Origin of the sequence: Paraglaciecola marina (assembly GCF_004360155.1) — a bacterium.
Classification (GTDB): domain Bacteria; phylum Pseudomonadota; class Gammaproteobacteria; order Enterobacterales; family Alteromonadaceae; genus Paraglaciecola; species Paraglaciecola marina.
In genome coordinates, this window is record NZ_SAIS01000008.1 from 181,250 (window position 1) to 193,182 (window position 11,933).

Below are 11,933 nucleotides of genomic sequence, written 5' to 3' on the forward strand. Positions count from 1 at the left end.
ATAGTTAATCCATGTGGAATACATCAAATAAAATATACTCACAGATATCGTGCCAGCCACGGAGAATAAAGATTGAAAAATAAAGGTTTTACCACTCGCCTAGTACATGCCGATCGCATGGTTAACTCCCCAGAAAATGGAGCAGTACATCAAGCCACCACTAATTCAGTATTATTTGAGTTTAAAGAGGCACAAGACATAGTTGATGTATTTCAAGGTAAAAAAGCGGGTCATGTCTATGGTCGCTCATCCACAGCCTCTAACGTTGCCTTGCAGAATATACTTAATCATATAGAAGATGGGGTAGGGGCAATAACCTTTGCGACAGGTATGGCGGCAATAACTGCTACTATGTTGAGTCTATTTAAAGCGGGTGATCATATAATAGTGAGCCACTTTTTATTTGGTAATACTCGAAGTCTTATTGAAACAATGGAGTCTTTAGGCATCGAAATTAGCTATGTTGATGTAACTGATGTCATAAATGTGAAGTCAGCCTTAAAAATTAATACTAAAGCTGTGTATTTAGAAACTATTGCTAATCCTGTCACCCAAGTCGCGGATTTAAGGGCAATAGGGCAATTATGCCAAGCTGAAAATATTTTGTTTTTAGTTGATAACACTATGACACCAGCAAATATGTTTAATGCTAAATCTGTATTGGCATCACTTACCATTGGCTCATTAACAAAATACATAGCTGGACACGGCAATGTGTTAGGTGGCGTTGTGGTGGATACTGGTGTATTTGATTGGGAAAGCTTTGAAAATATACTGCCAATATACCGCGGTACTGATATAGCACAATGGGGTTTAACCCAAATTAAAAAGCGTGGTTTACGTGATATGGGGGCAACGTTGTCGCCTACTTCTGCCCATGCCATTTCTGTAGGGCTAGAAACCCTTGCGCTACGCACTAATAAAATCTGTGAGAACGCCATGCGTTTGGCGTCATATTTACATGGGCACGAACATGTAGCTGCGGTTTATTACCCTGGTTTGGCCGATCACCCGCAACACTTTTTAGCTCGAGAGCACTTTAAAGGCTATGGTGGCATTCTTAGTTTCGATTTAACCGATGGCATTGACCCTATTGCCTTTTTAAATGCATTGAACTTAGTAATTTGTGCTACTCACTTAGGTGATACTCGTACTTTGGCACTCCCTGTAGCATCAACTATTTATTTCGAGTGTACTGCAGAGCAAAGGCATGAAATGAATGTGAGTGACAATATGATAAGAATGTCTATTGGTATAGAGGATGTTGATGATCTTGTGGCAGATTTTGAGCAAGCCTTCGCTCAGTTTTAAGAACTAATATTACTGATGGATATGCCTTATCCAAGGCATATCCAGCGTCACTCAACTAAGTAAACTTTACGTTTACCCCATCTATTCCTAACAATTTAATCTGCATTTTTATCTACCCTCACAGTTATATTTATTTACTTCTCTTAAAAAAATTAGCGGGTATTGCAAGGTACATATTAAGCCTATATTCTAAATTTAAGCCTAAAGAATAATAACAAAGAAACTAGGAGCTATTATGCACAGACGAGACTTTATATTTGGTAGCAGTGCAGCTGTTGCGGCGTTATCTTCAGGAGTGTTAAGTGGTTGTACAACTACTCCAAGTCAAGCAAAGGTATTCAGTAAGTATAGCCAGGTGCAGCCCATTGGTTCGCCTATTGCACCCATTCAATCAAGTTTAGACAGAGTAACTCGTTCGATTGTTGGGTTAAGGCCTTTTCGTAAGCCCGGCCCAAGACTTGAAGCCAGCTCAATTGGAAATAAATATCTAGTTCATAACTATGGGCATGGCGGTGGTGGTGTATCTTTGTCTTGGGGGGTGGCAGAAATAGCTGCAGGCCTAATAAGGCAACAGGGCAGTGGTGAAGTTGGGATTTTAGGTTCAGGCGTGATTGGCCTGTCTACAGCACTAGAATTACAGCGTTCTGGCCTTAATGTCACCATATACGCCAAAGATTTTCCACCTTATACAACATCAAATATAGCTGGCGCAATGTGGCATCCAGTTACTTTATTTGAAAAGGACCAAGTCTCGCCACAAACAATGCACATGTTGCATTTGGCTGCCCAAATAGCCTTTAAGCGTTTTATTACCTACGCCAATGATACCCGCTATGGCGTAACTTGGATACGTCAACATGGCCTCAGTAATAAACCTATGGATTCAAGCAATCCATACATAGGTGGCGATGCACTTTACCCTGGTTTAGTACGCAATCAATCTAATCAAAATGCTATGTTTGGTATGCCTTATTACGATGCTTATTATACCCTAATGATTGATCCAGATATTTACCTTAGGGCGCTAGTAAATGACTTTAGAAGTGCCGGTGGTAAAATGGTTGAACAGAGTTTTGAAAGCCCAGAAGACATTGCCAATCTACCTCAATCTTCAATTGTGAATTGCATGGGGTTAGGAGCTGGTAAAGTATTTAATGACGAGTCAATTATACCCGCCCGTGGACAGTTGAGCTTTTTATTACCTCAATCGAATATCGATTACGGCTATGCCATGATGCACCCAAATCATGGGTTACTATATAGCTTCCCTCGTAAAGCAGGTATATTAATTGGCGGTTCGGTTGGTAAAGGTGATTGGAATTTAGGGGTAGATGAAAGCGAAGTAAAACGCATGGTAAAAGGGCACGCCATGCTAGCAAGTTTGGCTAATAGCTAAAATTCATGTGTATGGGTGAACTTTGTTGCCGAGAAATCGGTATGTATAGCTAATCAGGGAAGACTAGCTATAAATTAGTTTTCATATAGCTCCAGAGGTAAACCGTCAGGATCGCTAAAAAATGTAAATTTTTTCTGGGTATATTCATCAACCCTGATGGGTTCTACCTTTATGGATTTACTCAGTAAATATTCAACTACTGCTTCTACCGAGTCAACAACAAAGGCTAAATGACGTAAGCCCTGCGCCTCTGGGTAGCTAGGCCTTGCAGGGGCGTTATTGAAAGAGAAAAGTTCTATTTGCCCACCATCGGGTAATTGTAAATCTAATTTATATGAATTTCGTGTCTCTCTGTAATGTTCGGCAATAATCTTTAATTCTAAAATTGAGGTATAAAAGTGTTTTGATGTCTCATAGTTAGAACAAATAATTGCAGCATGGTGAATCGATTTAAGCATGGTAGAATTCTTAATAACAATATGAATAAGGTAGAGAGTATAAAAAGTTTTTAGCTCTATTTTATTGTAATTACAAGTTCTATTGCCAATTCACACAATGACTATTAAGAGTACACAAATACACTTGATGCTTAAATTAACAAAACATAAATTAGCTTCCTTGGTGCTTTGGTGGCTGGTTATCATTCCAGCTATTCCCTTTCTTCTAGTGACAATAGGGATATCGATATATGCATATTGGCCCCGTGATTTTTCTTCTGTGACTGAATTTGAGATAACTGAAGGCACACAGTATATAACCTTGTCGGCACATGGTGTGAATGACTCCCCTAGTAGTTGGAGCGATGAATTACAGCAAGCTATGGCCGATAAAACCTACCCTCAATTACAGTTGGTTACCCAACAACATCAAAGTATTGATTGGCAACATTATTCAGATAATGTGTTTTTATGCTCAGTTGCGGGTAAAAAAATTGGTTTAGAAATAGGTGAGCGCTTGGCTAAGGTAGCCAGCCTAAAAGCAATTCACGCGGTAGGCCATAGTTGTGGCTCGTTTGTTGTATTAGGAATATGTGAAGGGCTTAAATCAATTAATTCAAATATATTGGTACAAACTAGCTATTTAGACCCAGTATCTGTGTATTCGGGCTTTTACTGGGATTATGGAATTGAATACTTTGGGAGTTGTGCTGATTTTACCGATAACTATATAGACACCCGTGATACTGTACCCGGTAGTAATACCCCTTTACCCCACGGGTTTACTTTTGATGTTACACTGCTTCAAACACCAGAATATTCTCTAGTACCGCCCCATGCTTGGCCAACTCGTTATTATTTAAATGCTTATAAAGCACAGCAGGTTCCGATTTTGTATTTAGGAAATGCAAACTCCCTACAAAGCTATAAGAAAGGTGAGTCTTTGGGGCTACATTAAGTTTGTGCTTTATTGTTTCTTTTTAGGGGGGAAGTAATGCGCCAGTGGCTGGCGCATTACTTAAACTAAGGTGTAACTTGTAGTGATTTCGACGTTTCCAGTTAACATCAACATTACAGAGCAGTACTTTTCGGCAGACAATTGCACAGCCCTTGCAACGATCTTCTCTGATAAGTCGTCACCAGATACGATATAATGGGCATGTATTGCAGTAAACACTCGAGGTGCGTTTTCAGCACGTTTTGTGTCTAACTCGCATACACAACTGTTGATGTGTTTACGAGACTTGTTAAGTATGTCAACTACATCAATTGATGAACATGAGCCAACGGCTAAAAGTACTGATTCCATAGGAGATACACTTTTACCGCTTGCGTCCATTTCTAGGCTATGACCAGTTTCTGTTTCGCCAATAAATGTTAGATTGTCCTGCCAGGTCACGGTTGCTTTCATAATGATGTCTACTTTTCTACTAAGGTTACTTTTTGTTTATCTAACAAGATGCGTTTTTGTTTGTACAGTGATCCCAGTGCCTTTTTATAGGTATTTTTACTAACGTTAAAGCGTTTTGAAATCTCTCCTGCAGGGCTTTTATCGGTAAGCGTTGAAAGGCCACCGTGTGCTATAAGATCTTCTATTATCTGTTCTTCTAGCTCGTTGCGGGCACTCGGGTCATGAAACTGAAAACATAAATCAATTTTACCATCTTCACGTACACGCTTGATGTAGCCTTCCATGGAGTGACCAACCTTAATTGGGTGGAATACTTCATCCCTAAAGATAAGGCCTAGATGAGAGCCATTGATCACTGCCTTGTAACCCATTTCTGTTTGACCACAAATCAATAAATCTACTTTTTGTTTAGCTTGATACAAGCCAGATTCGGTATTGGACTCCTCGTATAAAAAGTCACTCAATTTAGTTGAGGCAGCAAGTCTGCCTGTTTCTTCATCACAAAAAACATACACCACATATGAAACACCTTCGGCCATAGGGTAATCTTGCTCACTAAATGGCACCAGCAAATCTTTTTCTAAACCCCAATCGACAAAGGTGCCAACTTTGGTAATACTCACAACTTTTAAAAAGGCACAGTGATCCACAAATACCTTAGGGCGTTTAGTGGTGGCAATAATACGATCGTCGCTGTCGTGGTAGATAAAAACGTTAACCTGATCATTTATCTTACAGTCTAATGGGGCTGATTTGCTTGGTAATAGTATTTGGGTTCCGTCACTGCCATCTAAGTAAAAGCCAAAGGGGACTTCTTTAGACACGGTTAATGTATGGAATTTTCCGACTTGTAACATAATAGGTTCGATTGTGGACTGCTAAATAATGAACGCATTGTACCTGATTTATTATTAAGCCAACACGTTACTAAAAAATAAACACAGTTCAGTTCCACTTCTTTTCATGAATTGATTCATGGCATAATTAGGCACCTGCAACCTAAGTTAGTTAAATACAATGGATATGAATACGAATACGGTTTACCTAAATGGTGAATTTATGCCAATGGATCAAGCTAAAATCTCTCCTTTAGATAGAGGCTTTCTGTTTGGCGATGGGATATATGAAGTTGTGCCTTCTTATGATGGAAAACTAGTTGGGTTTGCTTTACATATGGAACGTATGCAAAAGGGCTTAGATACCATTGGAATTAAATTATCTAAAACGTTAGATGAGTGGCGAGAGTTATTTGATACGCTTATTAGTGAAAACGGAGCTGGAAATTTAGGGGTTTATTTACATGTGAGTAGGGGCGCAGACACAAAGCGTTTTCATGCCTACCCTGATCACTTACCACCTACAGTTTTTGCTTTCGCCTTTGAGATTGCCGCCGCAACAGTGGCTGATAGAAAGTTTGTTAAAAAATTCAAAGTCACTAGCACCAAAGATCTTCGTTGGAAACGCTGCCAAATTAAATCTACGTCACTGCTAGGCAATGTGATGCATTTTCAACAAGGAATTGATGCAGGTGTAAATGAAATACTGTTGCATAATGCCGAGGGGCAGTTAACCGAAGCCGCTGCATGTAATGTATTTATTGTTAAAGATGGCAAAGTGTTCACACCACCATTAGATAACCAAATATTGGCCGGGGTTACTCGAAATATGTTGTTAGATATTTTACGTAATCACAGTGAGATAGAAGCCCAAGAATGTGTGATAACAATGGAGCAGGTCAAGCAAGCTGATGAAGTATGGTTAACTAGCTCAAGTAAAGAAATAGCACCAGTGGTTGAATTAGATGGTCAAGCTATTGGAGATGGTGAGGTAGGGGCTGTTTGGGAGTTTGCTCAAAGGCTATTCTCGGCGAATAAGTTTTTTTACTAATTTCGTATTTTTAAATAATAAGCACTCAATTTATGTCAAGACCCGCAAAAATATTTATAGATTTAGCTGCTGTTGAAGCTAATTATAAATATGCTCAAATACTTGCACCTAATTCAAACGCTATAGCAGTTGTGAAAGCTGATGCTTATGGTCATGGTGCCGTAGAAGTAGCGAAAAAACTTGCTTCCTCGGCAGAGCTTTTTGCTGTGTCTTGCCTTGAAGAAGCTTTGGTACTTCGAAAGGCAGGTATTGAACAATCAATATTATTGTTGGAGGGCTGTTTTAGTCAGGATGAAATCCCGTTAGCTGTCACTCAAAATTGCCAGCTTGTGGTGCATAATCAACAACAAATAGATGAGTTGCTTAATGCTGATATTAGCCAGCCAGTTTCGGTTTGGCTAAAAGTTGATACGGGTATGCATAGATTAGGGGTACAACCTGGTGAAGCTGCACAAGCTTCTCTGACACTTAAGGCCAGTAAAAATGTTAAGGCCGTACTTTTAATGAGTCATTTTTCTAGTGCTGATAACCTTGCCTCTGATGGAGTGATTAAGCAGCTAGATGTATTTGAAAATTGTGTTAGCACAATTAAAGAAATTGGCATTCAGATAAGTACGGCTAATTCCGCGGGTATTTTAGCTTGGCCTAACAGCCATAAAAACTGGAACCGCCCCGGCATTATGTTATACGGATTGAGCCCATTTTCAGAATACCAGCCCCAAGCTGGCCAGTTACAAGCCGCTATGTCTTTTGAGTCCGAAATTATTGCAATTCGTGAGGTTTCTACAGGTGAGTCTGTTGGATATGGTGATACATGGGTTGCCAAGCGACCATCTTTTGTTGCAACTGTAGCTGTTGGGTACGGAGATGGTTATCCTAGGACCGCTAAGTTAGGAACCCCAGTACTTGTGAACGAGCAAAGGGTACCTTTAGCCGGACGTGTATCTATGGATATGATTTCAATTGATGTCACAGATTTACAAAATGTAAATATTGGCGATAAAGTTGAATTATGGGGAAAGAACCTAGGGGCAAATGAAGTGGCATCTTGGGCAGACACAATCGGTTATGAGTTAGTGACTCGCATGCCAAAGCGAGCAAAACGACTATTTATATAGTCCGCAATTCAAATTAGTCGGTTCTTAAAAAGGTAAAGTTATGTGTCATAGTAAAATATTGAAGATAAGTGTTCTAACTTTTGGATTAATCGCAAGCTTAATGGTTACAGCAAATGAAACGGTCAATAAAGAAGCAAAAGTAACTATAGAGATCCCAGAACTAGTTGGATTTAAAACGTCCCATAAAGGAAAGTTTAACGGGGTAAAAGTTAATTACGATGTTGTGGCAGCAGAAACAGCACTAGCAAATGATAAAGGTGAAGTAGTTGGGCATCTTTTTGCAACTAGCTACTTTAGAACCAATGACAAGAGTGAAAATCGTCCAGTTGCTTTTGTGTTTAATGGCGGTCCAGGCTCTGCGTCTACTTGGTTGCATATGGGCTTACTAGGTCCTAAAAAAGTTGATTTGGTAAGCGATGCATCAGCTGATGACGGTGCAGCCCCTTTTAGCTTAAGCAATAATGACCTGACAATTTTAGATAAAGCTGACCTAGTATTTATTGATCCTATCGGAACAGGTTATAGCCGTTTAGTGGGGGAGGGTAAGCCAGAGGATTTTTGGAGCCTAAAAGCGGACACAGACTCTATCGCAGAATTTATACGTATTTGGGTCACTCAAAATAAGCGCTGGAATTCTGCTAAATACCTTATTGGTGAAAGTTACGGGAGCCCAAGAGCTGTGGGTGTTGCTAAAGCGTTACGGTCAAATGGTTTAGATATAGCATTAAACGGTATTGTGATGATATCTCAGGCAATGGATTACACAGGGAGTACACCCGTTGATGATAACTTAGTCGCTTTTGTGACTTATTTTCCTACTTTAACTGCAGTCGCACACTTTCATAAAAAAGCTGGAGTTGGGGAGTCTTTAGAATCATTTTTAGATAAGAGCCGAGCTTTTGCTGTAGATGAATATTTGCCTGCTTTGTTTAAAGGTAATTTATTAAGTGACATTGAAAAGAAAACAATTGCCGCTAAAATGTCGACTTTTATTGGGTTAGATCAAAGCTATATTTTGCAATCTGATTTAAGGGTTTTATCAGCTCGATTTACTAAAGAATTACTCCGTGATCAAGGTAAAACGGTTGGGATACTCGATGGGCGGTATACATCTGAAGAAGTGGATCTTGTTGCAGGCCGCCCATCTAGTGATGCGGCTAGTGAAAGCATTGGTAGTGCTTACGCCGTGGCAATCAACCACTATATGCAAGAAGTTTTAAATATAAATGTTGAAACCCCTTATTACCTTAGCTCATCAAAGGTAGGTAAAAACTGGGATTGGGCTGCTATAGAGCCAAATGCCTATGACGAGCCTGAATATGTGAAAGTCGCTAGGATCCTTAGTAAGGAAATGCGCAAAAATAAAGATTTAAAATTGTTAGTGGCCAGTGGCTACTATGATTTAGTCACGCCGTTTTTTGATGCAGAATACACAGTGGCTCGCCATGGCTTTAAACGGGAAAACATCACCATGACATATTACCCAGCTGGCCATATGATGTACGTGAATAAACCTTCACTTAATCGTTTATTGAAGGATATTCACGATTTTATTGATTAGAGTGGCTCTTAAATAATTTATTTGTCTGCAATTAGCACAGCCCTTACTGGTGCAGGGTAACCTTCAATAGTTTTACTATGATCATCAGGGTCTAGAAAATCCACTAGAGACTGAGTGTCCATCCACTCAGTCGCCCTTTGTTCTTCAATGGTCGTTGCGGCTACATCTACTACCCTAATGTTCGTAAATCCTACTCTTTGCAACCACAATGTTAACGCTGCAGTACTAGGTAAATACCATACATTACGCATTTGTGCATAACGATCTCCTGGCATAAATACGGTTTGAGCATCACCTTCTACTACTAAGGTTTCGAGTACAAGCTCACCGCCTTTTTTAAGTTGGTTTTTTAACTGATACAAAAAATCGATAGGGCTACGCCTATGATATAGAACGCCCATTGAAAACACAGTATCAAAAGCGTTTAGCTCTGGGAGTTGTTCTACTCCGACTGGCATTAAGTGAATTCGCGGGTCAGGGTTAAAATGTTTAAGTGCTTGAAATTGCATTAAAAACAGTTGTGATGGGTCGGCACCTACCACCATTTTTGCGTTTTCTCCTAACATGCGCCACATGTGGTAACCACTGCCACAGCCTACATCTAATACGTATTTATCTTTTAGGCTTTGAATATGTGGTTGCACGCGATCCCACTTCCAATCAGAGCGCCATTCGGTATCAAGGTGTACACCGTGTATATTAAATGGGCCTTTACGCCATGGCATAAATTGCTTGAGTAAGCCGCTAAATTGTTTTTGGGTATATTCGTCCACGTCAGAGGCTACACCAAATTGTACTGCGTCTTTAATATTAATTGTCGAAGCTTCAGTTTTAGGAAGCTTGTTAAGGAGTTTCACCCACTTACTAAAATCTCCATGTAGTTGTTCCTTTTGCCATGTTGCAATTTGTGCTGGTAATACTTCTAACCAATGGCTAAGGGGGGAATCGGCTAACTGCCTATAAAAATCGTTGAACCAAGTAACAGCCAAGAGGCCTCCTAAATATGGCAATTAGCTCAATACAATGAGCCTTTAGTAAAATTAAAACTAATGAAATTTAAATAAAAATAACGCGACTGTAATGCTTAGGGGATTACTTATTAAAGTAATTAGTTGCCCATAACCTAGGCTTTTACAGCTACCATGGATGAAAAATTAAAGCAGGTAAACCAGCGAATAACGTCGTTAAACCCTGCGTTTTTCAAACGAGTCTTATGTTGCTCAAAAGACTCAATGCGCATTACATCTTCAAGGGCTGTCCTTTTTTGGCTTATTTCTAGCTCGCTATAACCATTCCTGCGCTTAAATTCATGGTGTAGCTCTATCAGTAATTCATTACCGCTTTGGCTAGTGTGACTAAGTTTTTCAGAAAGTATTAATATTCCCCCGGGTTTTAAGCCTTGGAAAATATTTTTAATAATGTCGTCGCGTTGTTCAGGTACGATAAACTGAAGAGTAAAGTTCATTATTACAACGCTGGCATTGTTCACTTCAATGTTTTGAATATCATCACAAACTATCGTTATTGGGGTCTTGGATTTAAAAGCTTTTACGTGCAACTCACAGCGTTTAGCCATTGCTTCTGAGTTATCAACTGCAATAATTTTACAGTTTTCTCCTTGTATATATTTACTTGCTGATAAACTAGCAGCGCCTAATGAACAACCTAAGTCATATATTGAGGAATCAGCTTGTGCATATTGGGCGCTAATTTGTCCTATGGTATCAACAATTGTATTGTAGCCTGGAACAGAGCGCTGGATCATGTCTGGAAAGACTTCTGCCACAGATTGGTCAAAGCGAAATGCGGCTACTTGTTGTGGTTGAGAATAAATGGCGTCTTTGCCTATTTGCATAATAGAAAGTAGCAATTAATTGAAATTTCCATAATTCTACCTGTGTGCTTAATTTCAATCAATTTCCATTGTTTCAAAATTTTTGAGGGAGAGAATAAGATTTCATTAGAGCAATATTTACGATTTAATTCATGGTTATTGTTTTACAGACGATATTAGGTGGTTAGATTATTAACAAAATAGAGGTAAATTTGATCTGGATATATGTTTGGGTATATCCACAAGTCTTTATTCTTAGTATTCTTATCGGAATATTAAATAGCTGTATTTGCAAACAATGAATTTCGCAGGAATTACAAAAACAAGGTTAAATGAATGACAACATTTTTAATTGCAGATGATCACCCGCTATATCGAGAAGCATTGGTTGGTGCTTTATCACCATTATTCGCTGATCTTGAAATTAAACAAGCTGACTCCTTAGAATCTACTATTACAACTCTAAAGAAGAATAAAAACTTTGATTTAGTTTTGTTAGATCTAAATATGCCAGGGTGTGACAGTTTTTTGGGGTTGATTAGAGTATTAGAAGATTTTCCAGGTTTACCCGTAGCCGTTGTTTCGGCAAGTGATTCATCCCAAGTTATAAGTAAGGTAATGAGCTTAGGTGCTAAAGGGTTTATTTCCAAAACTACTCCTACCGAAACTATAGCTGAAGCATTAAAACAAATCATGAAAGGGAATATTTGGTTACCTGAAGGATATGAGGAGTTTAGTTCAGAAAATTTGTCTACCATAAATGTTGCTAATTTGGTTGCCGGCTTAACACCTAAACAATTTAAGGTTGTAAAACTACTACAAGACGGTTTACTAAATAAACAAATTGCAGCTGATTTGGAGATTACAGAAGCCACAGTAAAAGCGCATATTAGTGCGATATTTAAAAAGTTAGGCGTAAAAACGCGAACTCAAGCGGTTCTGTTATTAAAAGAACTAGACATCGAATAATCCTAAATA

The 11,933-nt window shown here is 39.0% G+C and carries 12 protein-coding genes; 7 read left to right on the forward strand and 5 right to left on the reverse strand.

Annotated elements, in window-relative coordinates; genetic code table 11:
- Nucleotides 1–72: 72 nt before the first annotated feature.
- Complete coding sequence (locus EOK74_RS12955; protein ID WP_133470430.1) at nucleotides 73–1,311, forward strand: cystathionine gamma-synthase family protein; 1,239 nt, start codon at nucleotides 73–75, stop codon at nucleotides 1,309–1,311.
- Between the two features lie 235 nt (nucleotides 1,312–1,546).
- Nucleotides 1,547–2,707: an FAD-dependent oxidoreductase gene (locus EOK74_RS12960; RefSeq protein WP_133470431.1), complete on the forward strand. Its 1,161-nt coding sequence runs from the start codon at nucleotides 1,547–1,549 to the stop codon at nucleotides 2,705–2,707.
- 74 nt (nucleotides 2,708–2,781) lie between these two features.
- Here EOK74_RS12960 and gloA2 read toward each other — a convergent pair whose 3' ends face one another.
- On the reverse strand, nucleotides 2,782–3,165 hold the full coding sequence (gene gloA2 / locus EOK74_RS12965; RefSeq protein WP_133470432.1) for an SMU1112c/YaeR family gloxylase I-like metalloprotein: 384 nt from the start codon (nucleotides 3,163–3,165) through the stop codon (nucleotides 2,782–2,784).
- Between the two features lie 127 nt (nucleotides 3,166–3,292).
- Between gloA2 and EOK74_RS12970 the strand changes: the two genes are divergently transcribed.
- Nucleotides 3,293–4,102, forward strand: a complete 810-nt coding sequence (locus tag EOK74_RS12970; protein WP_133470486.1) for a hypothetical protein — start codon at nucleotides 3,293–3,295, stop codon at nucleotides 4,100–4,102.
- A gap of 60 nt (nucleotides 4,103–4,162) precedes the next feature.
- On the opposite strand, the gene EOK74_RS12975 is transcribed toward EOK74_RS12970, so the two are convergent.
- Together EOK74_RS12975 and EOK74_RS12980 are read right to left on the reverse strand one after the other, a co-directional pair.
- The gene (locus tag EOK74_RS12975) at nucleotides 4,163–4,555 is read right to left on the reverse strand and encodes an OsmC family protein (protein WP_133470433.1); all 393 of its coding nucleotides are present in this window, start codon (nucleotides 4,553–4,555) and stop codon (nucleotides 4,163–4,165) included.
- An 8-nt stretch (nucleotides 4,556–4,563) separates the two neighbouring features.
- Nucleotides 4,564–5,412, reverse strand: coding sequence for a CvfB family protein (locus EOK74_RS12980; RefSeq protein WP_133470434.1), 849 nt, complete (start codon nucleotides 5,410–5,412; stop codon nucleotides 4,564–4,566).
- A gap of 160 nt (nucleotides 5,413–5,572) precedes the next feature.
- Between EOK74_RS12980 and EOK74_RS12985 the strand changes: the two genes are divergently transcribed.
- Genes EOK74_RS12985 through EOK74_RS12995 form a run of 3 tightly spaced genes read left to right on the forward strand, consistent with a single transcriptional unit; the run spans nucleotide 5,573 to nucleotide 9,121 of the window.
- Nucleotides 5,573–6,442, forward strand: coding sequence for an aminotransferase class IV (locus EOK74_RS12985; RefSeq protein WP_133470435.1), 870 nt, complete (start codon nucleotides 5,573–5,575; stop codon nucleotides 6,440–6,442).
- Nucleotides 6,443–6,474: 32 nt separating this feature from the next.
- Entirely contained in the window at nucleotides 6,475–7,560 is a 1,086-nt protein-coding gene (gene alr, locus EOK74_RS12990) for an alanine racemase (protein WP_133470436.1), read from the forward strand.
- 40 nt (nucleotides 7,561–7,600) lie between these two features.
- Nucleotides 7,601–9,121: a S10 family peptidase gene (locus EOK74_RS12995; protein ID WP_133470437.1), complete on the forward strand. Its 1,521-nt coding sequence runs from the start codon at nucleotides 7,601–7,603 to the stop codon at nucleotides 9,119–9,121.
- 17 nt (nucleotides 9,122–9,138) lie between these two features.
- Here EOK74_RS12995 and cmoB read toward each other — a convergent pair whose 3' ends face one another.
- Both cmoB and cmoA read right to left on the reverse strand, forming a co-directional pair.
- Nucleotides 9,139–10,110 carry a tRNA 5-methoxyuridine(34)/uridine 5-oxyacetic acid(34) synthase CmoB gene (cmoB, locus tag EOK74_RS13000; RefSeq protein ID WP_133470438.1) on the reverse strand — a complete coding sequence of 324 codons (972 nt, stop codon included), beginning with the start codon at nucleotides 10,108–10,110 and terminating at the stop codon, nucleotides 9,139–9,141.
- Nucleotides 10,111–10,244: 134 nt separating this feature from the next.
- The gene (gene cmoA, locus EOK74_RS13005) at nucleotides 10,245–10,976 is read right to left on the reverse strand and encodes a carboxy-S-adenosyl-L-methionine synthase CmoA (protein WP_133470487.1); all 732 of its coding nucleotides are present in this window, start codon (nucleotides 10,974–10,976) and stop codon (nucleotides 10,245–10,247) included.
- Nucleotides 10,977–11,291: 315 nt separating this feature from the next.
- Between cmoA and EOK74_RS13010 the strand changes: the two genes are divergently transcribed.
- On the forward strand, nucleotides 11,292–11,924 hold the full coding sequence (locus tag EOK74_RS13010) for a response regulator transcription factor (protein ID WP_133470439.1): 633 nt from the start codon (nucleotides 11,292–11,294) through the stop codon (nucleotides 11,922–11,924).
- The last annotated feature ends 9 nt before the right edge of the window (nucleotides 11,925–11,933 follow it).

What these genes read in the sequence shown, in the direction of transcription:
- gloA2 (WP_133470432.1), bottom strand. Translation starts at nt 3,165, where the DNA reads ATGCTTAAATCGATTCACCATGCTGCAATTATTTGTTCTAACTATGAG.
- EOK74_RS12975 (WP_133470433.1), bottom strand. Translation starts at nt 4,555, where the DNA reads ATGAAAGCAACCGTGACCTGGCAGGACAATCTAACATTTATTGGCGAA.
- alr (WP_133470436.1), top strand. Translation starts at nt 6,475, where the DNA reads ATGTCAAGACCCGCAAAAATATTTATAGATTTAGCTGCTGTTGAAGCT.
- EOK74_RS12960 (WP_133470431.1), top strand. Translation starts at nt 1,547, where the DNA reads ATGCACAGACGAGACTTTATATTTGGTAGCAGTGCAGCTGTTGCGGCG.
- EOK74_RS12985 (WP_133470435.1), top strand. Translation starts at nt 5,573, where the DNA reads ATGGATATGAATACGAATACGGTTTACCTAAATGGTGAATTTATGCCA.
- EOK74_RS12970 (WP_133470486.1), top strand. Translation starts at nt 3,293, where the DNA reads ATGCTTAAATTAACAAAACATAAATTAGCTTCCTTGGTGCTTTGGTGG.
- EOK74_RS13010 (WP_133470439.1), top strand. Translation starts at nt 11,292, where the DNA reads ATGACAACATTTTTAATTGCAGATGATCACCCGCTATATCGAGAAGCA.
- EOK74_RS12995 (WP_133470437.1), top strand. Translation starts at nt 7,601, where the DNA reads ATGTGTCATAGTAAAATATTGAAGATAAGTGTTCTAACTTTTGGATTA.
- EOK74_RS12980 (WP_133470434.1), bottom strand. Translation starts at nt 5,412, where the DNA reads ATGTTACAAGTCGGAAAATTCCATACATTAACCGTGTCTAAAGAAGTC.
- cmoA (WP_133470487.1), bottom strand. Translation starts at nt 10,976, where the DNA reads ATGCAAATAGGCAAAGACGCCATTTATTCTCAACCACAACAAGTAGCC.